Origin of the sequence: Lichenibacterium dinghuense (assembly GCF_021730615.1) — a bacterium.
Taxonomy (GTDB): domain Bacteria; phylum Pseudomonadota; class Alphaproteobacteria; order Rhizobiales; family Beijerinckiaceae; genus Lichenihabitans; species Lichenihabitans dinghuensis.
The window spans coordinates 5,237,115-5,260,531 of record NZ_JAJLMN010000001.1 but is presented as its reverse complement, the minus strand read 5'-3'; the positions used below and the strand labels follow the sequence as shown (position 1 = coordinate 5,260,531).

19 protein-coding genes and 1 pseudogene are annotated in these 23,417 nt (G+C 72.4%); 11 read left to right on the top strand and 9 right to left on the bottom strand.

The annotated features are described in order from the left end of the window. The first annotated feature begins 105 nt into the window (after nt 1-105). Nucleotides 106-2,160, top strand: a complete 2,055-nt coding sequence (gene rpoD, locus L7N97_RS25265; RefSeq protein ID WP_237481100.1) for an RNA polymerase sigma factor RpoD — start codon at nt 106-108, stop codon at nt 2,158-2,160. Nucleotides 2,161-2,403: 243 nt separating this feature from the next. After that, nucleotides 2,404-2,655, top strand: a complete 252-nt coding sequence (locus L7N97_RS25260; RefSeq protein ID WP_237481098.1) for a hypothetical protein — start codon at nt 2,404-2,406, stop codon at nt 2,653-2,655. Nucleotides 2,656-2,739: 84 nt separating this feature from the next. On the opposite strand, the gene L7N97_RS25255 is transcribed toward L7N97_RS25260, so the two are convergent. After that, nucleotides 2,740-3,060, bottom strand: coding sequence for a DUF6285 domain-containing protein (locus L7N97_RS25255; protein ID WP_237481097.1), 321 nt, complete (start codon nt 3,058-3,060; stop codon nt 2,740-2,742). Then, a complete protein-coding gene (locus tag L7N97_RS25250) occupies nt 3,053-4,171 on the bottom strand; it encodes a phosphotransferase family protein (RefSeq protein WP_237481095.1) in 1,119 nt (372 codons plus the stop codon). The genes L7N97_RS25255 and L7N97_RS25250 overlap by 8 nt, the downstream gene beginning before the upstream one ends. Nucleotides 4,172-4,385: 214 nt before the next feature. Between L7N97_RS25250 and L7N97_RS25245 the strand changes: the two genes are divergently transcribed. The 5 genes from L7N97_RS25245 to L7N97_RS25225 all read left to right on the top strand — a co-directional run bounded on the left by L7N97_RS25245 (nt 4,386) and on the right by L7N97_RS25225 (nt 10,677). Continuing rightward, nucleotides 4,386-5,525: a thiolase family protein gene (locus L7N97_RS25245; protein ID WP_237481093.1), complete on the top strand. Its 1,140-nt coding sequence runs from the start codon at nt 4,386-4,388 to the stop codon at nt 5,523-5,525. Between the two features lie 11 nt (nt 5,526-5,536). Next, nucleotides 5,537-7,858, top strand: coding sequence for a 3-hydroxyacyl-CoA dehydrogenase/enoyl-CoA hydratase family protein (locus L7N97_RS25240; protein ID WP_309242848.1), 2,322 nt, complete (start codon nt 5,537-5,539; stop codon nt 7,856-7,858). A gap of 158 nt (nt 7,859-8,016) precedes the next feature. Further along, on the top strand, nt 8,017-9,807 hold the full coding sequence (locus tag L7N97_RS25235; protein WP_237481091.1) for an acyl-CoA dehydrogenase C-terminal domain-containing protein: 1,791 nt from the start codon (nt 8,017-8,019) through the stop codon (nt 9,805-9,807). Next, a complete protein-coding gene (locus L7N97_RS25230) occupies nt 9,804-10,289 on the top strand; it encodes a PaaI family thioesterase (protein WP_237481089.1) in 486 nt (161 codons plus the stop codon). The genes L7N97_RS25235 and L7N97_RS25230 overlap by 4 nt, the downstream gene beginning before the upstream one ends. Next, on the top strand, nt 10,282-10,677 hold the full coding sequence (locus tag L7N97_RS25225; protein WP_237481088.1) for a MerR family transcriptional regulator: 396 nt from the start codon (nt 10,282-10,284) through the stop codon (nt 10,675-10,677). The genes L7N97_RS25230 and L7N97_RS25225 overlap by 8 nt, the downstream gene beginning before the upstream one ends. A 7-nt stretch (nt 10,678-10,684) precedes the next feature. Here L7N97_RS25225 and L7N97_RS25220 read toward each other — a convergent pair whose 3' ends face one another. Both L7N97_RS25220 and L7N97_RS25215 read right to left on the bottom strand, forming a co-directional pair. After that, nucleotides 10,685-12,226, bottom strand: coding sequence for a YifB family Mg chelatase-like AAA ATPase (locus L7N97_RS25220; RefSeq protein WP_237481087.1), 1,542 nt, complete (start codon nt 12,224-12,226; stop codon nt 10,685-10,687). Between the two features lie 36 nt (nt 12,227-12,262). Then, on the bottom strand, nt 12,263-13,129 hold the full coding sequence (locus L7N97_RS25215) for a D-amino-acid transaminase (RefSeq protein WP_237481085.1): 867 nt from the start codon (nt 13,127-13,129) through the stop codon (nt 12,263-12,265). Nucleotides 13,130-13,224: 95 nt separating this feature from the next. Between L7N97_RS25215 and L7N97_RS25210 the strand changes: the two genes are divergently transcribed. Further along, nucleotides 13,225-13,998, top strand: a complete 774-nt coding sequence (locus tag L7N97_RS25210) for an SDR family NAD(P)-dependent oxidoreductase (protein ID WP_237481083.1) — start codon at nt 13,225-13,227, stop codon at nt 13,996-13,998. A gap of 4 nt (nt 13,999-14,002) precedes the next feature. Here the strand turns inward: L7N97_RS25210 and L7N97_RS25205 are convergent, their stop codons facing one another. Together L7N97_RS25205 and L7N97_RS25200 are read right to left on the bottom strand one after the other, a co-directional pair. Next, on the bottom strand, nt 14,003-15,562 hold the full coding sequence (locus tag L7N97_RS25205) for an FGGY-family carbohydrate kinase (protein WP_237481082.1): 1,560 nt from the start codon (nt 15,560-15,562) through the stop codon (nt 14,003-14,005). Between the two features lie 20 nt (nt 15,563-15,582). After that, complete coding sequence (locus L7N97_RS25200) at nt 15,583-16,821, bottom strand: metal-dependent hydrolase family protein (protein ID WP_237481080.1); 1,239 nt, start codon at nt 16,819-16,821, stop codon at nt 15,583-15,585. 184 nt (nt 16,822-17,005) lie between these two features. On the opposite strand from L7N97_RS25200, the pseudogene L7N97_RS25195 reads away from it, so the two are divergent. Further along, nucleotides 17,006-18,421, top strand: a pseudogene (locus L7N97_RS25195) (MFS transporter). Nucleotides 18,422-18,423: 2 nt separating this feature from the next. On the opposite strand, the gene L7N97_RS25190 reads toward L7N97_RS25195, so the two are convergent. Continuing rightward, complete coding sequence (locus L7N97_RS25190) at nt 18,424-18,660, bottom strand: exodeoxyribonuclease VII small subunit (RefSeq protein WP_237481078.1); 237 nt, start codon at nt 18,658-18,660, stop codon at nt 18,424-18,426. A gap of 103 nt (nt 18,661-18,763) precedes the next feature. On the opposite strand from L7N97_RS25190, the gene L7N97_RS25185 reads away from it, so the two are divergent. After that, complete coding sequence (locus tag L7N97_RS25185) at nt 18,764-19,609, top strand: cytochrome b/b6 domain-containing protein (protein WP_237481076.1); 846 nt, start codon at nt 18,764-18,766, stop codon at nt 19,607-19,609. Beyond that, nucleotides 19,602-20,390 (top strand): molybdopterin-dependent oxidoreductase, encoded by a 789-nt coding sequence (locus L7N97_RS25180; RefSeq protein WP_237481075.1) that lies wholly within the window; start codon nt 19,602-19,604, stop codon nt 20,388-20,390. The genes L7N97_RS25185 and L7N97_RS25180 overlap by 8 nt, the downstream gene beginning before the upstream one ends. Nucleotides 20,391-20,460: 70 nt before the next feature. Here the strand turns inward: L7N97_RS25180 and L7N97_RS25175 are convergent, their stop codons facing one another. Together L7N97_RS25175 and purH are read right to left on the bottom strand one after the other, a co-directional pair. Then, nucleotides 20,461-21,690, bottom strand: a complete 1,230-nt coding sequence (locus L7N97_RS25175) for a nucleoside hydrolase (RefSeq protein ID WP_237481074.1) — start codon at nt 21,688-21,690, stop codon at nt 20,461-20,463. An 83-nt stretch (nt 21,691-21,773) separates the two neighbouring features. Next, entirely contained in the window at nt 21,774-23,366 is a 1,593-nt protein-coding gene (purH, locus tag L7N97_RS25170; protein ID WP_237481072.1) for a bifunctional phosphoribosylaminoimidazolecarboxamide formyltransferase/IMP cyclohydrolase, read from the bottom strand. Nucleotides 23,367-23,417: the final 51 nt, after the last annotated feature.

The following is a 23,417-nucleotide window of genomic DNA, read 5'->3' as shown; positions in this document are numbered from 1 at the left end:
TGGCCGATGGTCCACGGCGAGATGTGATCGGGGCCAAGGTCGGGCATGAGCACAGGGATTCAGGCGAGCGCGCCCTCCGCGGCGCGCGGCCGATCGGAGCGGACGATGGCGAAGAAGGACAACGAGAAGGTCGAGGGCGAGGGTGCCGTGGCCGAACAGGCCGCCGACAGCCCGCTGCTCGACCTGTCCGACGCCGCCGTCAAACGCATGATCAAGGCCGCGAAGCGCCGCGGCTTCGTCACGCATGACGAGCTCAACGCCGTGCTGCCCTCCGAAGAGGTGACCTCGGACCAGATCGAGGACATCTACGCGATGCTGTCCGAGATGGGCATCTCCGTGGTGGAGAGCGAGGAGGCCGAGGAGGGCGCCGAGAAGGCGGAGGCCAAGGAGGAGGAAGAGGAGGAGGCGCCGGAAGGCGGCGACCTCGTCGAGGCGCCGCGCGCCACCGCGGTCGCGACCCGCACCTCCGAGCCCGCCGACCGCACCGACGACCCCGTGCGCATGTACCTGCGCGAGATGGGCTCGGTGGAGCTGCTGTCGCGCGAGGGCGAGATCGCCATCGCCAAGCGGATCGAGGCCGGCCGCGAGGCGATGATCGCCGGGCTGTGCGAGTCGCCGCTCACCTTCCAGGCCATCATCATCTGGCGCGACGAGCTCAACGAAGCCAAGGTGCTGCTGCGCGAGATCATCGACCTCGAAGCCACCTACGCGGGCCCAGACGGCAAGAACACGCCGAAGATCGACATGACGGCGCCTGGCGCCCAGGAGGCGCTGGCGGCCCGCACCGCGGCCGCCGCCGCGCCCGCCACGGCGCCGCGCAACCCGCCGCCTGGGCTCGGCGACATGCCGATCCCGGACGACGCCTTCGAGGAGGAGGACGACATGGAGAATTCCGTGTCGCTGTCCGCCATGGAGACCGAGCTGAAGCCGAAGGTGCTCGAAACCTTCGACCGCATCGCCGACGCCTACAAGAAGCTGCGCCGCCTTCAGGACCAGAACGTCGAGAACCGCCTCGGCGGCGAGACGCTGTCGCCCGCCCAGGAGCGGAAGTACAAGGACCTCAAGAAGGCCGTCGTCGCCGATGTTAAGTCCCTGTCGCTGAACCAGAACCGCATCGACGCCCTGGTCGAGCAGCTCTACGACATCAACAAGAAGCTGATCGGCACCGAGCTGAAGCTGCTCCGCCTCGCGGAAAGCTGCGGCGTCGGGCGCGAGGACTTCCTGCGCAACTACCAGAATTCGGAGCTCGACCCGAAGTGGGTGCTGCGCGTGTCGAAGCTCGGCGGCCGCGGCTGGAAGGAGTTCGTCGCCCGCGAGAAAGACGGCATCCACGCCCTGCGCGGCGACATCCACACCCTGTCGACCGAGACGGGGCTGGAGATCGTCGAGTTTCGCAAGATCGTCCACATCGTCCAGAAGGGCGAGCGCGAGGCGCGGCAGGCCAAGAAGGAGATGGTGGAGGCGAACCTCCGGCTCGTGATCTCCATCGCCAAGAAGTACACGAACCGCGGACTGCAGTTCCTGGACCTCATCCAGGAGGGCAACATCGGCCTGATGAAGGCCGTCGACAAGTTCGAGTACCGCCGCGGCTACAAGTTCTCGACCTACGCGACTTGGTGGATCCGCCAGGCCATCACGCGCAGCATCGCCGATCAGGCCAGGACCATCCGCATCCCGGTCCACATGATCGAGACGATCAACAAGATCGTCCGCACGTCGCGGCAGATGCTGCACGAGATCGGCCGCGAGCCGACGCCGGAGGAACTGGCCGAGAAGCTGGCCATGCCGCTGGAGAAGGTCCGCAAGGTCCTCAAGATCGCCAAGGAGCCGATCTCGCTTGAGACACCCGTGGGCGACGAGGAGGACACGCACCTCGGAGACTTCATCGAGGACAAGAACGCGATCCTGCCGATCGACGCGGCGATCCAGTCGAACCTGCGCGAGACCACGACCCGCGTGCTCGCCTCGCTGACGCCGCGCGAGGAGCGCGTGTTGCGCATGCGTTTCGGGATCGGCATGAACACCGACCACACCCTCGAGGAGGTCGGCCAGCAGTTCTCGGTGACCCGCGAGCGCATCCGGCAGATCGAGGCCAAGGCCCTGCGCAAGCTGAAGCACCCGTCCCGGTCGCGCAAGCTGCGCAGCTTCCTCGACAACTGATCGGGGGCGGCGACCGGGCCGTTCGTCCGCGGTGGTCCGACGGTGTCGGATCGGCAGCGCACCTGCGGCGTCGGGCGATGCGATCGGATGGGGGTCCGCAGCGATGCGGGCCTTTCTCGTTTTTCGGCAAGGCAGCGTTCAGCACGTGCAGCGATGGCTGGCGGCGGGGCAGAAGCCGTTAAGGCTCGCGCGGTCAGGGTCCTGCGGCGCCGGGCGTCGGCGCTCTCAGCCGCGGGTGCATCGATGCAGGACGCCGACGAACCGACACGCGATGGCTCTGCACCGGAACTGCCGGCCCCGTCGCGCAGTCCGATGAGCGTCGCGCTCCTCGCCGCCATCGCCTGCCTGCCGATCGTCATCGCGGCCGGTTTCCTGACCGATCGGAGTCCGGCGGTGAACGCGGTCCCGGGCGACATCTCCGTCCTGGCGCTCCGCGGCGCGCTGGACGGCGCCACGGCATCGCGACAGGGTCCTCCGTCGCGCGCCGGTTATTGAAGACAGAACGCCCCAGGATCTGGGAGCGGTCGGGATCGGCGAGACAGAAGCCGGGGCGGTGCGCGGCAGCGCCTTCCTCGGAGGTCAGGAGGCTCGCTCGGGCTTCCACACCGCGGCTGCGAGGCCGTTGGCCCCCGTGAGGGCACGGTGGAGGGCTGGATCGGCATCGCGCGCGCCGGATCGGATCGCGCGGACGAGAGAGGCGGCTGGGGCGCCGCCGAGCAGCGCCGCCTCGGCGGCGGCGATGCCGGGCGCGGCGTCGATCTCGCGCGACGCGATGCCGAGCGCGTTGGCGACCATCAGGGCCACGTAGCGCTGCCGGCCCGTGGCCTTCGCGGCGACCTCGTCGAGGAGGGCTCGGCGGGCGGCGTCGAGCAGGGAGGAGCCCGCGGGCTCGTCACGCATGGGGGCTTCTCCAGCGGTCGGGTGCGGTGGCGAGGAGCATGGCGCGCTCCAGTTCCGGCACCATGCGTCCCGTGAGGGCGAGTTCGAGCGAGGCTTCGCGGCCGGAGGTGTGGCGGCGGGCCTGCTCCAGGGCGATGACGGCCCAGCGCAGATGCGCCATCACCTCCCAGTAGCGCACGGCCGCGTCGTCGACGGGCGCGCCGCTGGCCGCCTCGTAGCCGTCGTAGAAGGCGCGGCGCGGGGCGATGCCGCCGGCCTCGAGCGCCGGCCGTCCGAAGCGCCAGCATGCCGCGCAGAACCAGCCGAGGTCGAGCATGGGATGGCTCCAGCCGGCGAACTCCCAGTCGATCACGGCGGTGAGCCCGTCGGCGTCGACCATGTAGTTGCCGGTTCGATAGTCTCGGTGGGTCAGCGTGACGGCGGGGCACGATGGGGCGTGAAGCTCGGCCCAGCGCAGGCCCCACTCGATCGCCGGTCGCTCGACGCCCAGCCGGTCGAGCGCCGCGCGCAACGCCTCCACCTCGGCCCGCGCCGGCTCGGCCGGCGGGTCGCCCAGGAAGCCGAGGGCCGCGTTCGGCGGCCGCACCGCGTGCACCTTGGCGATCTCCGCGCCGAGCCGGCGGGCGAGGCTGGTGCGGTCGCCGCCGAGCGCGAGGTCCTTGGCGACGCGCGGCCCGAGCCCGACGCCGTCGACCAGCGCCATGAGCGAGAACGGCGCGCCGATGACGCCAGCCTCCGCGCAGTGGCCGACAGGCTCGGGCACCAGCACGCCGGCCGCGTGGGCGACCTCCAGCACGGCGAACTCCTCCGCGCGGGACAGGCTCGACGCGATGGTGGCGGGTGCGTCCTTGCGCAGCACGAGGTGGCGCGGGGCGCCGTCGTCCATCCGGCATCGCAGGCGCAGATTCTCCTGGATCGAGCCGCCGCCGAGCGGCTCGACGACCTCGATGCGCAGGCCGGGCCGAGCGAGCCGCCGAGCGATCCAGCCCTCCAGACGCGCGCGCTGGCCCTCGTCGAGCGGCGCGCCCGTGCCTCCGGTCGGGGTGAGCGAGTCGGTCGATGCCGCGCTGGGCGCGCTGACACGCTCGATCGGAGGAGCGCTCGGTTCCACGGGGGCCTTCACAGGTTCGACGCTCGGATGCCAGCATCGGCGGGAGGTGCACTGCCTACCATGAAACGACCGGGCCCGGAGGCGAACCGGCTCCTCTCCCCGCGTCCTCTGGGAGGAGGCCACGACTACCGGCATCCCGCGACGGTCCCGTGGTGGTTGACGTATAGGTGAACTGCCGCTCTTATCGGTCAAGCAACAGGGAGGACTCCGGTCCATGTCAGGCGCCGTCATCGCGGGCTATGCCCGATCGCCCTTCCAGCCGGCCGGCAAGGGCAGCCTCGCCCGCGTCCGCCCCGACGACCTCGCCGCGCAGGTGGTCCGTGCGCTGGTCGAGCGCAGCGGCGTCGATCCGGAGGAGATCGAGGACCTCTTGCTCGGCTGCGCCTTCCCGGAAGGCGAGCAGGGTCTCAACGCCGCGCGGCTCGTCGGCCTGCTGGCCGGCCTGCCGCTCTCGGTCGGTGGCGCCACGGTCAACCGCTTCTGCGGCTCGTCGATGCAGTCGGTGCACATGGCGGCCGGCGCGATCGCGCTCGGCGCCGGGGAGGCCTTCATCTGCGCCGGCGTCGAGAGCATGAGCCGCGTGCCGATGGGCGGCTTCAACCCCATGCCGAACCCGAAGCTCGCCGAGGAGCGCCCCGGCGCCTACGTCACCATGGGCGAGACGGCCGAGAACGTCGCCCGCCAGTATCAGATCACCCGCGCCGACCAGGAAGCCTTCGCGGTGGAAAGCCAGCGGAAGGCCGCCGCCGCCCGCGCCGAAGGCCGGCTCGCCGCCGAGATCGTGCCGATCGTGACGAAGGACGGCACCGTGGAACAGGACGGCTGCCTGCGCCCCGAAACCAGCGCAGAGGGGCTGGCCGGGCTGAAGCCGGCCTTCGAGGAGCGCGGCACGGTGACGGCCGGCACCTCCTCGCCGCTGACCGACGGCGCCGCCGCCGTGCTGGTGTGCTCGGAAAGCTACGCCGAGCGGCGCGGCCTGACCGTGCTGGCGCGCATCCGCTCGGTCGGCATCTCGGGCTGCAGGCCGGAGACCATGGGCCTCGGTCCGATCGACGCCAGCCGCAAGGCTTTCGCCAGGGGGGGCGGCGTCGAGGCCTCGGCGGTCGACGTGGTTGAACTCAACGAGGCCTTCGCGTCCCAGGCCATCGCCTGCGCCAAGGACCTCGGGCTGCGGGACGAGGCGATCAACCGCGACGGGGGCGCCATCGCGCTCGGCCACCCGCTCGGCGCCACGGGAGCCCGCATCGTCGGCAAGGCGGCGCAGATTCTCCACCGCGACGGCGGCCGCTACGCCCTCGCGACTCAGTGCATCGGCGGCGGCCAGGGCATCGCCACCCTGCTGGAGCGCGCGTGATGGAGCCGCGCGTGCCCCCCGCCCCCATCCGCAAGGTCTGCGTCATCGGCGCCGGCGTCATGGGCGCGGGCATCGCCGCGCAGGTCGCCAACGCGGGCGTGCCGGTGCTGCTCCTCGACATCGTGCCGAAAGGCGCCGCCGACCGGAACGCCCTCGCCGCGGGTGCCGTGGCCCGCATGCTGAAGACCGACCCGGCGCCCTTCATGTCCCCCGCCTCGGCGAAGCTCGTCGAGGTGGGCAACATTGAGGACGACCTCGGCCGCGCCGCGGATTGCGACTGGATCGTCGAGGCGGTGATCGAGCGCCTCGACCTGAAGCAGGCGCTCTACCGGCGCTTGGCCGGACTGCACCGGCCCGGCACGGCGGTGAGCTCCAACACCTCGACGATCCCGCTGGCGTCGCTGCTCGCCGGGCTGCCGGACGCTTTCGCGCGCGACTTCCTGATCACCCATTTCTTCAACCCGCCGCGCTACATGCGCCTGCTGGAGGTCGTGCCCGGCCCGACCACCGATCCCGGGCTCCTGAAGCGCGTCTCCGCCTTCTGCGACCACGCCCTCGGCAAGAGCATCGTGAGGTGCAAGGACACGCCGGGCTTCATCGCCAACCGCATCGGCACCTACTGGCTCCAGCGCGGCGTCAACGCCGCCATGGACGCGGGCCTGACCGTGGAGGAGGCCGATGCCGTGATGGGCCGGCCGTTCGGCATCCCAAAGACGGGCGTCTTCGGCCTGCTCGACCTCGTCGGCCTCGACCTCATGCCGCACATCGACGCTTCCATGAAGGCGCTGCTGTCCGCCGAGGACGCCTTTGTGACGGGCCACCGCGACAATCCGCTGCTGACGCGGATGATCGGCGAGGGCTACACGGGCCGAAAGGGCAAGGGCGGCTTCTACCGCATCGACCGGACGCGGGGAAAGCTGCGCGAGTCGATCGGCCTCGTCACCGGCGTCTACGAGCCCTCCACGGCGGCGAAGCTGCCCGAGGCGGCCGCGAAGGACATGCGGGCGCTCGTCGCGTCGGACGACAAGTACGGTCGCTACGCCTGGGCCGTGATGGGCGACGTGCTGAGCTACGCCGCAAGCCTCGTGCCGGCCATCTCGGACGACGTCGCCGGCGTCGACGCCGCCATGCGGCTCGGCTTCAACTGGAAGCAGGGCCCGTTCGAGATCCTCGACCGGCTCGGCCCCGCCGCCGTGGCGGCGCGCCTCGAACGCGACGGCAAGCCCGTGCCGGCGCTGCTGCGCGCCGTCGGCGACCGCACATTCTACCGCGTCGAGGGGGGCGCGCTGCAGTTCTTCGGCGTGGACGGCGACTACCATGCGCTGGAGCGCGCCGAGGGCGTGCTGCTGCTAGAGGACGTCAAGCGCCGGGCCAAGCCCGTGCTGAGGAACGGCTCGGCGGCGCTCTGGGACGTCGGCGACGGCGTCGCCTGTTTCGAGATCGCGACCAAGATGAACAGCTTCGACGAGGGCGTGCTGAAGCTGCTCGGCGAGGCGGTGGCGACGATGCGCGAGCGCTTCAAGGCCCTGGTGCTCTACTCCGACGCCACCAACTTCTCGGCCGGCGCCAACCTCGGGCAGGCGCTGTTCGCCTGCAACATCGCGGCCTGGGGGGAGGTCGACAAGCTGATCGTGGCGGGGCAGCGGGCCTTCAAGGCGCTGAAATACGCGCCCTTCCCCGTCGTGGGCGCGCCCGCGGGCCTCGCGCTCGGCGGCGGCTGCGAGATCCTGCTCCACTGCGACGCCGTGCAGGCCCACGCCGAAACCTACACGGGGCTCGTCGAATGCGGCGTCGGGCTGCTGCCCGGCTGGGGCGGCTGCGGCGAGATGATCCAGCGCTGGGCCTCGTCGCCGAAGATGCCGCGCGGGCCCATGCCGGCGGTCGCCAAGGTCTTCGAGACCGTCTCGACCGCGAAAGTGTCGAAGTCGGCCGCCGAGGCGCGGAGCATGATGGTGCTGCGGGAGGGCGACGGCATAACCTTCAACCGCGACCGGCTGCTCGCCGACGCCAAGGCGCGCGCGCTGGCCATGGCGGACGGCTACGTGCCGCCCGCGAAGCCGGAGTTCCGCCTGCCGGGCGCGGCGGGCCGGACCGGGATGATGATGGCCGCGCAGGGCTACCGCGCCCAGGGCCTCGCCACCGAGCACGACATGACCGTGGCGGGGCGGCTCGCCACCGTGCTCAGCGGCGGCGAGGCCGACCCGGTCGACACGCTGGGCGAGGACGACCTCCTCAAGCTGGAGCGCCGCGAGTTCCTGGCGCTGATCAAGACCCGCCCCACGCTGGAGCGGATCGAGCACACGCTGACGACCGGCAAGCCGCTCCGCAACTGACGCGGCGCTGCCCTCCCCCCGCGTGGCGGGGGGAGGTGTCGGCACGCAGTGACGACGGACGAGGGAACCCCGACCGTCGCGCGCCCTCTCACCCGACCCGGCTGCGCCGGGCCACCTTCTCCCGCTCGGCGGGAGGGGGGCAGCCTCAGGATCATCCCATGCAGGTCTACCGCGCTCCGCTGCGCGACATGCGCTTCGTGCTCCACGAGCTCCACGGGCTCGACCGGATCACCGCCCTGCCGGCCTTCGCCGACGCCACCGGGGACGTCGTCGACGGCGTGCTCGACGAGGCGGCCCGCATGGCCGAGGAGGTCATCCTGCCCCTCAACGCGTCCGGCGACCTCGAGGGCTGCGCGCTGGAAAACGGCGTCGTCCGCACGCCGAAGGGGTTTCGGGAGGCCTACGGCACGTTCCAGCGCGCCGGCTGGCCGAGCCTCGCGGGGGCGCCGGAGTTCGGCGGCCAGGGCCTGCCGGAATGCGTCAACAAGCTCGTCGAGGAGATGATCTGCGCCGCCAACCTGTCGTTCAGCCTCTACCCCGGCCTGACCCACGGTGCCGTGAAGGCGCTGGAATCGCACGGCTCGGACGAGCTGAAGGCACGCTTCCTGCCGAAGCTGACCGAGGGTACCTGGGCCGGCGCGATGGCGCTGACCGAGGCCCATTGTGGGACCGACCTCGGCCTCATGCGCACGCGCGCGGTGCCGACGGAGGACGGCGCCTACCGCATCTCCGGCTCCAAGATCTTCATCTCGGCGGGCGAGCACGACCTCACCGAGAACATCGTCCACCTGGTGCTGGCCCGCCTGCCCGACGCGCCGCCCGGCATCAAGGGCATCAGCATGTTCCTGGTCCCGAAGCTCCTGCCGACCGAGGACGGCCGCCCCGGCGCGCGCAACGGCGTGATCTGCACCGGCCTCGAGCACAAGATGGGCCTCAAGGCCTCGGCGACCTGCCAGATCACCTACGAGGAGGCGAAGGGCTGGCTCGTCGGCGCCCCCCACCGCGGCATGCAGGCCATGTTCACCATGATGAACGAGGAGCGGCTCGGCGTCGGGATCCAGGGCCTCGGCGTGGCCTCGGTGGCCTACCAGTCCGCCGCCGCCTATGCGAAGGAGCGCCTCCAGGGCCGCGCGCTGTCCGGCCCGAAGCGGCTGGACTTGCCGGCCGACCCGATCCTCGTCCACCCGGACGTGCGCCGCATGCTGATGACCATGCGGGTCAACGCGGAGGCCTGCCGGGCCGTGGGCGTGTGGGTGGCGCAGGCCGTCGACCTGTCGAAGCACGGCGCCGACCCGGCCGAGCGCCGCGACGCGGAGGACTTCACCGCCCTGATGACGCCGGTCGTCAAGGCCCTCTTCACCGACCTCGGCTACGAGATGGCGAGCCTCGGCGTGCAGGTCTACGGCGGCCACGGCTACATCCGCGACCACGGCGTCGAGCAGTTCGTGCGCGACGCCCGCATCGCCATGCTCTACGAGGGCACCAACGGCATCCAGGCGCTGGACCTCGTCGGCCGCAAGATGCCGGCCCACATGGGCCGCCTGCTGCGCCCCTTCTTCCACCCCATCGCGGACTACGTCGAGGCGAAGCGCGGCCACGGCGCCGTCGCGCCGCTGGTGACGGGGCTCGAGCGCGCCTTCGGCATGCTGCAGCTCGCCACCGGCCAGATCGCCGCTTCCGGCTTGAAGGATCCCGAGGAGGCCGGCGCCGCCGCGACCGACTACCTGCGCCTGATGGGCCTCGTCGCGATGAGCTACATGCTCACGCGCTCGGCCGAGATCGCGGCCGCCAGGGTCGAGGCCGGGGAGGACGCGGACGGGTTCTACGCCGCCAAGCTCGCCGGCGCGCGCTTCTTCAACGACCGCGTGCTGCCGCAGGCCTCGGCGCTGTTCCTCGCCATCAAGTCCGGCAAGGCCTCCACCATGGCGCTCGACGAGGCGCTGTTTTGAGTGACGACGCGCCGGACGGCTTCCGCGCCCTGGAGGTCACCGAGGCACGGGCGGAAGGCTACAACCCGATCCGCTTCCACGCGCGGCGGATCGGCGCTGCGCTCGCGCTCGGCTTCCGCGTCGGCCCCGAGCACCTGAATCCCGGCGGGCGCTGCCACGGCGGCGTTCTGGCGAGCTTCTGCGACGTGCAGCTAGCCTTCGCGGTGCTGCACGACACGCCGGACCTCCACACGACCATCCTGCCGACCGTCAACCTCGCCCTCGACTACCTCGCGGCCGTGCCGCGCGGCGCCTGGGTGCAGGGGATCGGCGGAACGATCTCGGTGACGCGCAACCTGGCGGTGGCGCAGTGCATCGTCACCGCCGACGGCGTGCCCGCCGTGCGCTGCTCGGGGACGTTCAAGGTCGGCGGTGCGCGGGTGACCGGCATCGACACGGGGGCGTGGCTGCGCGCCCAGGTGGATGCTTCGGCCGGTGGTTGACGCCGCGGCGCGCGAGCGGCTCCTCACCGTGACGGAGCTGGCCGCCGAGCTCGGGGTCACGCCCCGCGCGGTGCGGTTCTACGAGGACAAGGGCCTGATCGACCCAGCGCGCGTGGGCCTCACGCGCGTCTACGGCCCGCGCGAGCGGGCGCGCATGCTGCTGATCCTGCGCGGCAAGCGCCTCGGCTTCAGCCTGGCCGAGATCGGGCGCTTCCTGGACCTCTACGCCGTCGACCCGCGGCATTTGGAGCAGAAGCGCGCGCTGCTCGCCGGGGTGCGCAAGCGCATCGCCGAGCTGGAAGGGATGCGGGTGTCGCTCGACCGCACGCTGGAGGAGTTGCACGCCATCGCGGCGCAGGCCGAGGGCGAGATCGCGCGCGAGGCGTGACCTCGCCTCACGCCAGCGCCCGCGCGCGCCGGTCCGCCTGCGGCCGATAGGACAGAGCCTCGGCGAGCTGCGCGCGGCCGACGCCCCTCTCGCCGTCGAGGTCCGCCAGGGTGCGGGCGAGCTTGAGCACGCGGTGGAAGCCGCGCGCCGACAGGCGGAGCTGGTCCGCCATGGCGCGCACGAACTCCGCGCCGCCCGCGTCCACCGCCGCCACGGTCTCGATGACGTTGGCGGGCGCCGCCGCGTTGGTGGAGACATGCGGCAGGCCGAGGTCGGCGTAGCGCCGCACCTGCCGCTCGCGGGCGCGCGCCACGCGCGCCGCCACCTCGGCCGAGCCCTCGGGCGGCGGCGGCAGGATCAGGTCGGCCGCCGAGACGGCCGGCACCTCCAGGTGCAGGTCGATGCGATCGAGCAGCGGGCCGGAGAGCCGCGCCTGATACTGCGCCATGCAGCGCTCGTTCGGCTGGCGCTTGCAGGCATAGCCCGGCTCGGTGGCGAGGCCGCAGCGGCACGGGTTCATGGCGGCGACGAGCTGGAAGCGGGCCGGATAGGTGACGCGGTGGTTGGCCCGCGCGATCGACACCTCGCCGGTCTCCAGCGGCTGGCGCAGCGAGTCGAGCACCGGCGTCGCGAATTCGGGCAGCTCGTCGAGAAAGAGCACGCCGTTGTGGGCCAGCGACACCTCGCCGGGCCGCGCCCCCGTGCCGCCGCCGACCAGCGCCGGCATGGAGGCGGAGTGGTGGGGTGCGCGGAACGGCCGCCGGTCCGTCAGCGCGCCGCCCGCCAGCGCGCCCGCGACCGAGTGGATCATCGACACGTCGAGCAGCTCGCGCGGCGTCATCGGCGGCAGGATGGAGGGGAGGCGCGCCGCCAGCATCGACTTGCCGGAGCCGGGCGGCCCGTTGAAGAGGAGGTTGTGGCCGCCGGCGGCCGCGATCTCCAGCGCGCGCTTGGCGCTCTCCTGGCCCTTCACATCGCGCAGGTCCGGCAGGTCGGCGCCGGGCGCCCGCATGGCGGGCTCGGGCCGCGCCATGAGCTGCGTGCCCTTGAAGTGGTTGGCGAGCTGGATCAGCGAGCGCGGCGCCAGCACGTCGAGGTCGCGGCTGGCCCAGGCGGCCTCGGGGCCGCAGGTCGCGGGGCAGATCAGCCCGTGTCCGGCAGCGTTCGCGGCGACGGCGGCCGGCAGCACGCCCGACACGGCCGAGATCGACCCGTCGAGCGCGAGTTCACCCAGCACCGTGAAGCCGCCGAGCGCGTCCGGCGGGATGGCGCCGATGGCCGCCATGACGCCGAGCGCGATGGGCAGGTCGTAGTGGCTGCCCTCCTTGGGGAGGTCGGCCGGAGCCAGGTTCACGGTGATGCGCTTGGCCGGCAGCGCCAGGCCCGAGGCGGTGAGGGCCGATCGGACCCGCTCGCGCGATTCGGCCACAGCCTTGTCGCCGAGGCCGACGACGTTAAACACCACGGTGCCGTTGGTGATCTGCACCTGGACGTCCACGGGCCGGGCCTCGATGCCCTCGAACGCGACCGTCGCAATCCGCACGACCATCGCGCCCTCGCCGATGCGACCCCTGATCGGCGAAGGCTAGCGCGGGCCCCGCTCCGCCGCAAGGCGCGCTTCCGCGACGTAGAGCTCCATCAGCCGCCGCGCGAGCGGCCCCGGCGCGCCGTCGCTGACCGGGCGACCGTCGATCGACACGACCGGCACGACGAAGGTCGTGGCGCTGGAGAGCAGCACCTCGGCGGCGCCGATCGCCTCCTCGACCGACACGGGCCGCTCCTCGACGGCGAGGCCCTCCTCGGCGGCGAGGCGCATCGCCGCGAGGCGGGTGATGCCGGGCAGCACGGCACGGGACAGCGGCCGCGTGACGAGGCGCCCGTCTCGCGTGACGATCAGCAGCGAGGAGGAGCCGCCCTCCGTGACGAAGCCGTCCTCGACCATCAGCGCCTCGTGGGCGCCGGCCGCGCGGGCGTCGCGCTTGGCCAGCACCTGGGCGAGCAGCCCGGTCGACTTGATGTCGCGCCGCGCCCAGCGCAGGTCCGGCACGGTGACGACGGCGGCGCCCGTGCGCCGGACGGCCAGCCCGAGGATGTCCTTGGCCTGCGTGAACATCACCACCGTGGGGGCGAGGTCCTCGGCGAAGCCGAAGTCCCGCTCCGCCGCGCCGCGCGTCACCTGGATGTAGACCGAGCCCTGATCGAGGCCGTTGCGCCGGACCAGCTCCTCCTGCAGCCGACGCCACTCCGCCGCGGGATGCGGGTCGGAGATGCCGATCTCGGCGAGCGATCGATGGAGGCGCGCCAGGTGCGCGTCGTTGTCGACGAGCGAGCCGCCCAGCACCGCCGACACCTCGTAGACGCCGTCGGCGAAGAGGAAGCCCCGGTCCATCACGGACACGCGGGCTTCGGCGGCCGGGACGAAGGCGCCGTCGACGAAGATGACACGTTGCATGCAGTTTCCAGGGTCGAGGCCACACCTTGGCCGGGTCCGGCGAGCATACAGCGGCGGACGACCGGCCGCGACGCCGGGCCGCGGGGGAGACGAGCATGTACCTGGAGAAGAGCGACCTCGGAGGCCGAACGGCCTTCATCACCGGCGGCGGGCGCGGCATCGGCCTCGCCTCGGCGCAGGCCCTGGCCGAGGCCGGCGCGCGCGTGGTGATCGCGGACCGCGACCCCGCGCTGCTGGAGGAGGGCCGTGCCGCGCTCGCGGCCGCCGGCCACGACGTCGCGGCCGTGCTGCTCGACGTGACGCGGTCCGCGGACGTCGAGCGCGCCGCGGCGGAGAGCGAGGCGCGCCACGGCGGCGTCGACATCCTGGTCGCCAACGCCGGGATCGCCCTGCCCGATCGCGGCGCCGAGGACATGCCGGACGAGCTCTGGCTGCGGGTGATCGACGTCAACCTCCACGGCGCCTTCTGGTGCTGCCGCGCCTTCGGCCGCGCCATGCTGGGGCGGGGCCGGGGCGCCATCGTCACCATGGGGTCGATGTCGGGGCTGATCTCCAACAGGCCGCAGCGGCAGGCGCACTACAATGCCTCGAAGGCGGCGGTGCATCACCTCACGCGGTCGCTCGCGGGCGAGTGGGCGGCGCGCGGGGTGCGGGTCAACGCGGTGGCGCCCACCTACGTCGACACGCCCATGTCGGCGCCGAGCTTCGGCGACTCGGACCTTTATCCCGTGTGGATGGAGAACACGCCGATGGGGCGCCCGGCGCGCGGGGACGAGATCGCCTCCGCCGTGCTGTTCCTCGCCAGCGACGCGGCGAGCGCCATCACGGGCACGGTGCTCAACGTGGACTGCGGCTACACGATCTGGTGACGCGTCAGGCCGGTGCGGCGTGGAGCGCCAGCAGGGCGTCGCGCGTCGCGTCGGCCTCGCCGAGCGCGCGGTAGGCACGGTAGAGCGTCTCGATGCGATCCCGCGCGGCCGGATCGGGACGGTAGGTGAGCACGTCCCGCGCGCCGAAGCGGCGCGCCGCCTCGGGGTAGTCCGCGGCGGCGCCGGACGCGACGGCGGCGTGGATCGCGCCGCCCACCGCCGTGAGCTGCGGCATCCGCGGCACCGCGATGGCGCGGCCGAGCACGTCGGCCATGGTCTGCATCAGCAGCGGGCTCGCCAGCGACAGGCCGCTCGTCATCACAACGCGCTCGACCGGCACCCCGCCCGCGACGAACCGGTCGAGGATCGCGCGCGCGCCGAAGCACAGCGACTCGACGAGCGCCCGGTAGAGGTCCGCGCCCGTGGTCCGCAGCGTGAGGCCGGCGAAGAGCCCGCTCAGCCGGGCGTCGCCGTGCGGCACGCGGTTGCCGTTCCACCAGTCGAGCGCCACCACGCCGGAGCCGCCGGGCGGCAGCGCCGCCGCTTTCGCCTCGTAGGCGGCGAAGCTAGCCTCGACATTGGCGCCGCGCGGGAAGGCGCGTACGAACCAGCCGAGCACGTCGCCGAAGGCCGCCTGCCCGGCCTCGTGGCACCAGAAGCCGGGCACGACGCCGCCGAAGGCCCGGCCCTCGATGCCCTGCGGCAGGGGGACGCCCACGCCGTCGAGCAGCAGGTAGACCGCCGAGGTGCCGAGCGCCGCGACCAGCGTGCCGGCCTCGACCGCGCCGGCGGCCGGCACGGCCATGTGGCTGTCGATCACCGGCACCGCCACGGCGGCCTCGCCGACGAGGCCGGTGCGCTCGCGCCAGGCCGGCGTCAGCGCGCCCGCCGCGGCGCCGACGGCCCGCACCGGCCCGAGCTTGCCGCCGAGGCCCGGCACGAGGTCGGCGGGGTAGCCGGCGCCCTCGCGCCAGCAGCCCTTGTAGGCCGCGAAGGCGGCGCTGCGCGATTCCACGCCGATCAGGCGCCAAACGAGCCAGTCCGCCGCCTCGACGAAGCGCGCGGCCTCGGCCCAGAGCGCGGGCGCGCCCTCGGCCAGCTCGGCCGCCTTGGCGAGCAGGCTGTTCGACGAGAGGCGCCCGCCGACGTCCGCGAGGAGGTGTCCGGCTCCGGCGCCGATGCGGTCGGCCTGCTCCTGCGCGGCCGCGTGCTTCCACAGTTTGACGTAGGCGTGCGGCGTGCCGGGGTGGAGGCGCGACAGGGGCGTTCCTTCGGCCGTCGTCGGCAGGGGCGAGCTGGCCGTGAATCCGAGCCCAATGCCGCGCACCTGCCGACCCCGCCCGAGCGCGCCGAGGATCGCGGCTGCGGCCTCCTCGTAGTCGTCGGCGTCCTGCAGCGCCCAGCCCGGCGGCAGGGCCGTGCCGTCCGGCAGGGCGGAGGACAGGATGCCGTGCCGGTAGGGATGCGTGTGGGCCGCCACGACGGCGCCCGAGCGGACGTCGACGAGGACGCCCCGCGCCGTCTCGCTGCCGAAGTCGAGCCCGATGAGGAAGCCGTCCGCCATGCTCGTCGCCCCTGCCGCGGTCAGGCGGCGAGTCCGTCCTTGACGAAGCGGCCGCCCTTCATGATCGCTGGCATGTGGCGCCCCTGCCCCGTGAGCAGCGACAGGTCGGCGAGCGGGTCGCCGTCGACGACGATCAGGTCGGCGTGGGCGCCCGCCTCCACGATGCCGAGGCGTCCCTCGTGGCCCACCACCCCGGCGGCCGCGACCGTGGCGGAGCGGATCACGTCGATCGCGGGCAGCACGCGGCCGCGCAGCACGAACTCCTCGGACTGGTGGCGATGCATGTCGCCGAGCAGGTCCGAGCCGTAGGCCATGGCGACGCCGGCCTCGCGCAGGATGCCGAGCGCCGCCAGCCCCTGCTCGCGCACGTCCTCGATCTTGGCGACCGAGGCCGGCGGCAGGCCGAGCGCGGCCCCTTCCTTGGCCAGCACGTCGAAGGTGACGTTGGTGGGCACCACGTAGGCGCCGCGCTCCTTCACGAGGCGCGCCGTTTCCGGGGTGATGAGGTTGCCGTGCTCGACCGACACCACGCCGAGTTCCACCGCGCGCCGGATCGCCTCGTCGGTGTAGAGGTGGGCGGCCACGTAGGTCTGGGCGTTGCGCGCCTCCTCGACGGCGGCGCGGATCTCGTCGGCCGACAGGCCCAGGAAGGCGATCGGGTCGGTGGGCGACGACACGCCGCCGTTGGCCATGATCTTGATGAAGGCCGCGCCGCCCTTGATCTCCTCGCGGCAGGCGCGGCGGACCTGGTCGACGCCGTCGACCACGCGGCCGAGCGAGCCGGCGCGGTCGCGGTAATAGTCGACGTCGCGCGCGTGATAGGGGCCGCGGTAATCGGTGTGGCCACCGGTCTGCGACAGAGCCTTGCCGCAAATGACGAGGCGCGGGGCCTCGATCAGGCCCTCGTCGATCGCCTGCACCAGCCCGACGTCGGCGCCGCCGAGGTCGCGCACCGTGGTGAAACCGCGCATCAGCATGCCCCGCATGATGCGGGCCGAGCGCACCGCCACCAGGGTGTTGGGCAGCTCGGCGTTGCGCCCGAGGTCCGCCACCGTGGCGATCACGTGGACGTGGCAGTCGATCAGCCCCGGCATCAGCGTGCGGCCGCGCAGGTCGACGGTGCGGGCCGATGAGGCGCGCAGCGGCCGGTCCGACACCTCGCGAATCACGCCGTCCTCGACGAGCACGTGGCGGTCGGCGAGCGCGGCTTCGGCGCGGCCGTCCAGGACCGAGGCGTTGGCGAAGAGGGTGGTGGCCATGGGTGTCTCCGGAGCGGGCGGCTCGGCCCCGCCATCATGCATACAGGGCGGGCCGGGTCGAGGGCATGCGCGGGACCACGATGACTTGCATGCAGAATGCCCAGGCGTGCCGGCAACATGGGCTTGTCCGACGACGGCCCGCCGCTAGGCTGCGGGATCCGCATCGGGCCGCACCGGAGCCGCCATGACCGACCTGACGTCCCGCATCGAGCGGCTGCCGTTCTCGCCCTTCCACTGGAAGCTGCTGCTGATGGGCGGCCTCGGCTACACGTTCGACGGGCTCGATCTCGCGGTCGTGGCCTTCGTGCTGCCGGTGCTGCGCGGGCTGTGGTCGCTGTCCAGCGTGCAGGTCGGGGTGCTCGGCAGCGGCACCTACGTGGGCTACCTCGTGGGGGCGCTGCTGGCCGGCGTGCTCGGCGACCTGATCGGCCGCCGCGCCGTGATGATGAGCGCGCTGGTGATCTACTGCGCGGCCTCGCTGGCCAGCGCCTTCGCGAACGATTGGACGGCGTTCCTGGCCTGCCGGGTGGTGGCGGGCGCGGGGACGGGCGCCGAATCGGCCATCGTGGCGCCGTTCCTGGCCGAGTTCGTCGCGAGTCGCTACCGGGGTCGCTTCACGGAGTCGCTGGCCGGATTCTTCTCCTTCGGCTTCTTCGGCGCGGCGCTGCTCGGATATTTCGCCGTGCCGGCCGCGCCTTCCGCCTAGCGCGCCGTGCTGGCCCTGACGGCCGCGCCGGTCCTGCTGCTGCTGTGGTGGCGGCGGGCCCTGCCCGAGTCGCCGCGCTGGCTCGCCAGCGTGGGCCGCACCGCCGAGGCCGAGCGCGTCGTCGGGCGCATGGAGGCGGAAGCCGGGATGACCGGCACCACGCGTCCCGAGCCGGCCCCGGCAGCCCGAGCGGCGGTCCCGGCCGCGGCGCGGGGGTCTGCGGCGCGCAACCTCGCCCTGCTGTGGTCGCCGGCCCTCCGGCGGGTGACGGCCATGAGCTGGATCATGTGGCTGTCCATCACCTTCTGCTACTACGCGTTCTTCACCTGGATCCCCAGCCTGCTCGTCGAGAGCGGCATGACGATCACGAAGAGCTTCGGCTATTCCATCGCGATCTTCGCGGCGCAGATCCCGGGCTACTTCTCGGCCGCTTGGTTCAACGAGCGGATCGGACGCCAGCTCACCATCGCGTCCTACATGGTGCTGGGTGGGCTGTCGGCCGTGGCGCTGGCGCTGAGCCACGCGGACGGCACCGTGATGGCGGCGGGCGTGTGCCTGTCCTTCTTCATGAACGGCACCTACGCGGGCGTCTACGCCTACACGCCGGAGATCTTCCCGACCGCGATCCGGGCCACGGGCACCGGCACGTCCTCGGCTGTGGGCCGGCTCGGCGCCATCGCGTCGCCGGTGCTGGTGGGCTGGCTCTACCCCAACCTCGGCTTCGCGGGCGTGTTCGGCGCCACCACGCTGGTGCTGCTCGGCGGCGCGCTCGCCGTGATGGTGATGGGCATACCGACCCGCGACCGGTCCCTCGAAGCCATCGCGGCCGCCGAGTTCGGCGCGTCGCCGGCGCCCTCAGCCGACTCCCCCCGGGCGGCCGACGCCCGGAGCTGACGTCAGTCGGCGTCGAAGGGCTCGGCGCCGGCCGGCTTGCCGTCCGCGCCGAGCGTGATCTTCTCGATCCGCATCTCGGCACTGCGCAGCAGCCCGTCGCAGTGCTTCTTCAGGGCCTCGCCGCGCTCGTAGATGGCGATGGAGTCCTCCAGCGCGACGTTGCCGCGCTCCAGCCGCGTCACGATGTCCTCGAGCTCCGCCAACGCCTTCTCGAAGGGCAATGCGGCGATCTCGCCCAAGCCTGCCTGATCCAAGTCCGAAACCTCGCCCTTCCTCACGTCGTATCACCATGGCGGCCCGGGCCAGGAAGGCAAGGCCGATCGACCGAGACACGATCCCCCCATGACACAAGCCATGAACCCGGCCCGGCCGCGGCTGATCAAGCGCCACAGCGCGCTCGTGCGCGTCACCCACTGGATCAACGCCCTCTGCCTCGTGCTGCTGCTGATGAGCGGGCTGCAGATCTTCAACGCCCATCCGGCCCTCTACGTCGGATCAAAATCCGACTTCTCCGACCCCGTCTTCGCGATCGACTCCCGCGACGTGAACGGCCACACCGAGGGCTACACGGCGCTGCTCGGCCACAGCGTGAACACCTCGGGCGTGCTCGGGCTGTCCGACGTCGCCGGCCAGCCGACCGAGCGCGCCTTCCCGAGCTGGATCACCCTGCCCTCGAACCAGGACCTCGAGACCGGCCGCCATTGGCACTTCCTGATGGCGTGGCTGCTGGTCATCAACGGCGTGCTCTACCTCGCCCACGGCCTGTATTCGCGCCACTTCGCGCGCGACATCGTGCCGGACCGCGACGAGCTCGCCCACACGGGCCAGGCGGTCGTCGACCACCTCAAGCTGCGCTTCCCCCACGGCGAAAACGCGCGGGGGTACAACGTCCTGCAGAAGCTCACCTATTTCGCGGTGATCTTTGTCGCCCTGCCGCTCATCGTTCTGGCCGGCTGGACCATGTCGCCGGGGCTCGACGCCGTCTTCCCGTTCCTGACGACGGTCCTCGGCGGCCGGCAGACCGCCCGCACCATCCACTTCGTCGTGGCCTGGGGGCTCGTCGCCTTCTTCGTGGTCCATATCGCGATGGTGCTGCTGACCGGCGTCCTCAACAACATGCGCTCGATGATCACCGGCTGGTTCGACACGGGCGAAGCCAAGGACAGCGAGGTCACCACCAATGCGTGAGATCCGTCATTCCCGCCGCGGGCTCATCAAGGGCGCGCTGGCGAGCCTCGGCGGCCTCGGCCTCGCGGGCTGCGACGGCGGCGCGGACAACCCGATCGTGCAGAAGCTGTTCGCCCTCGAGGAGATGCTGACCTTTCGCACGCAGTCGGCCCTGCTCGGGCCGGACGCGCTCGCCAAGGAATATACCGAGGCTGACATCAGCACGTTCTTCAAGCCGAACGGCTCGAAGGACCCGCAGGACGAGAGCTACAAGGCGTTGGCGGCGGACGGCTTCAAGGACTACAAGCTCGTCGTCGACGGCCTCGTCGAGCGCCCGGCCCAATATTCGCTCGCCGAACTGCGCGCCATGCCGTCCCGCACGCAGATCACGCGGCACGACTGCGTCGAGGGCTGGAGCTGCATCGGCAAGTGGTCCGGCGTGCGGCTCAGCCACGTGCTCGACGCGGTCGGGGTGAAGCCGGCCGCGCGCTACGTCGTGTTCCACTGCGCCGACACGCCGGGCGAGGCCGCCTTCGGCGAGGATGCGCCGGACCACTTCTACGGCTCGATCGACTTCCAGGCCGCGCGCCACGACCAGACGATCCTGGCCTACGACTTCAACGGCGCGCCGCTCGGCATCCCGCACGGGGCGCCGCTGCGCGTCCGCGTGGAGCGGCAGCTCGGCTACAAGATGTCGAAGTACATCATGCGCATCGAGCTGGTGGAGTCCTTCGCGCACATCGGCGGCGGCCACGGCGGCTACTGGGAGGACAACGGCTACACCTGGTACGCGGGCGTCTGACGCGCCCGCGCCGGGCCTGAACGGCACGGGCCCGCGGCGCGCGCCCCGGCTCCGACGGCCGGATCGCGCCTCATTTCGTCGGCGGCGTCCACTGCGCGGCCTTCACGAAGGCGTCGGTGAAGCGGGCCCGGTCGATGTCCTGGACGATGGTGACGAGCCGCACGCCCGCGTCCTTCGGCGCGAGCGCGTCGGGCCAGATGTGGGCGCGGCCGTAGTCCACCCCGCCCGACACGTCGATGTCCATGTAGGCATCGATCGATTTGGTGACGAGCGAGGGGTCGACCGCGATGGCGGCCGCCATCTCGTCCCACAGCGGCAGCGGGTTGAGATACTTCGACAGGTAGGCGGTGAGCGGCGTCTTCACGGCCGCGATCCGGTCCATCAGGGCGCGGTCCATCATCACGGAGTTCGACACGTCGCCGACCGCGGTGATCTTCGGCCAGGGCGCGGTGAGCGCGATGTGGGCCGCCTCGGGGTCGAAGATCAGGTTGAAGTCCGACGCGAAGTCGGCGTTGCCGGTGACCGACTGCATGGCCGTGTCGATGAGCCCGCCCATGAAGACGAGCTGCTTGGCGTCGGCGGCGAAGCTCGGGTCCATGCGGATCGCCAGCGCGATGTCGGTCAGGGGCCCGGCGGCGATCACCGTCACCTGATGCGGGTGGGCGTGGACCTGCTTGATGAGGAAGTTGGCCGCGAGCCCGCTCGCCGGCGGCGTGGTGGGCAGGCCCTCGTCGAGGTGGGGGAGCGCCGGCTGCTGCTGCGGCGCCTTGTCGATGGGCCCGAGCCCGCCCCAGGCGCCCTTCCAGGGAATCTTGCCGAAACGCTGCTCCCAGAGCTTCATCTCGAACGCGGTGCGCATCAGCGGGTAGGTGGCGCCGTTGACGACCGGGATGTCGGGCCGGCCGGCGATCTCCAGGAAGCGCAGCAGCCGCGCCGCCTCCTCGTTCTCCCAGCCGTCGCCCGTGACCACGGTGAGGCCGAGCACGCTCACCGTGGGATCGGAGATCAGCGGCAGCAGCGCCTGCATGTCGGTGCCGCCAGGCCCGGCGAAGTCGTTGTCCATGACCACGTAGGCCTTGGGCGGCTCGGCGGCGGGCTCCTGCGCGAGGGCGGGCGCGGCCCAGCCGAGCGCCACCGACGCGGCGGCAAGCCCGAGGCGGACGAGCCCGCGGCGGAACGGACCTGCGAGGCCGCCGATCGGCAGATCGGGCTGCCGGCCGGCGCGCAGGCGCGCCGCCGGTCGTGCGGCGTGACCCGTCGGAGATGCGTCAGCACGTTCGGCGGCGGGTTTGAGCGGCATCGAGGATTGGCTCCGGTCGTGAACGGGCCGCCACCTTCGTGGCAGACGCCGTCACGCGCAACCGTCCTCGCGGCGGAGTCGCCTCAGTGCTTGAAGTGGCGCACGCCGGTCAGCACCATGGCGATGCCGGCCTTGTCGGCCGCCGCCACCACCTCGGCGTCGCGCAGGGAACCGCCGGGCTGGATCACGGCCGTGATGCCCGCCGCCACCGCGGCCTCGAGCCCGTCCGCGAAGGGGAAGAAGGCGTCGGACGCCATGACGGCGCCGCGGGCGAGGCTTTCCGCCGCGCCGGCCGCCTTGGCGGCCTCCTCGGCCTTCCACGCCGCGGTGCGGACCGAGTCGACCCGGCTCATCTGCCCGGCGCCGATGCCCACCGTGGCGCCGCCGCGGGCGAAGACGATGGCGTTGGACTTGACGTGCTTCACCACCCGGAACCCGAAGGCGAGGTCCTCCATCTCCTCGGACGTCGGGGCGCGCTTCGTCACGACCTTGAGGTCGAGGTCGTCCACGGTGGCGCCGTCCCGGTCCTGCACCAGGAAGCCGCCCGCCACCGTGCGCCACACCTGGCCCGCGGCACGGCGGTCCGGCAGGCCGCCGGTGAGCAGCAGGCGCAGGTTCTTCTTGGCACCCAGGATCGCGCGCGCCTCCTCGTCGGCGTCGGGCGCGATGATGGCCTCCGTGAAGATCTTGGCGAGCTCGGCCGCCAGCGCGGCGTCGACGGCGCGGTTCACGGCCACGACGCCGCCGAAGGCCGACACGGGATCGCAGCGCAGCGCGCGGGCATAGGCCTCGGCCGGGGTGGCGCCCGTGCCGACGCCGCAGGGATTGGCGTGCTTGATGATCGCGACGGCGGCCGGCCCGGCGGGGTCGAATTCCGCCACCATCTCGAAGGCCGCGTCGGCGTCGCCGATGTTGTTGTAAGACAGCGCCTTGCCCTGGATCAGCTCGGCCGAGCCGACGCCGGGGCGCGCGTCGAGGGTGCGGTAGAAGGCCGCCTTCTGGTGCGGGTTCTCGCCGTAGCGCAGGGCCTCGCCGAGCGTGCCGCCGAGCGCCCGGAAGGCGGGCGCCTCCTCCAGCGCGGTCGCGGCCAGGTGGCTGGCGATGCCGGCGTCGTAGGCGGCCGTGCGGGCGTAGGCCTTCTGGGCGAGGCCGCGGCGGGTCTTCAGCGTGATCGCGCCGTCGTTGGCCTCCATCTCGTCGCGGACCCGCGCGTAGTCGGCGACGTCGACCACCACGGCCACGTCGTCGTGGTTCTTGGCCGCGCCACGGATCATGGCGGGCCCGCCGATGTCGATGTTCTCGACGCAGTCGGCGACGCTGCCGCCCCGCGCCACCGTGGCCTCGAACGGGTAGAGGTTGACCACGAGGAGGTCGATCGGCCGGATGTTGTGGGCCAGCATCGCGGCCTCGTGGCTCGGGTTCTCGCGGATGGCGAGGAGCCCGCCGTGCACCAGCGGATGCAGCGTCTTCAGCCGCCCGTCCATCATCTCGGGGAAGCCGGTCAGGTCGGCGACCTCAGTGACGGGCAGGCCGGCCGCCGCCAGCGCGTCGCGCGTGCCGCCCGTGGACACGAGGGCCACGCCGCGCCCGTGCAGGAAGCGCGCGAAGTCGACGAGGCCCGTCTTGTCCGAAACCGAGAGCAGCGCGCGTTCGATGCGGCGCAGATCCGTTGCCATGCCGTGGAGTTCCCCAGAGTCCGTCGAGATCAGGGGCGCTTAGCACGGTGC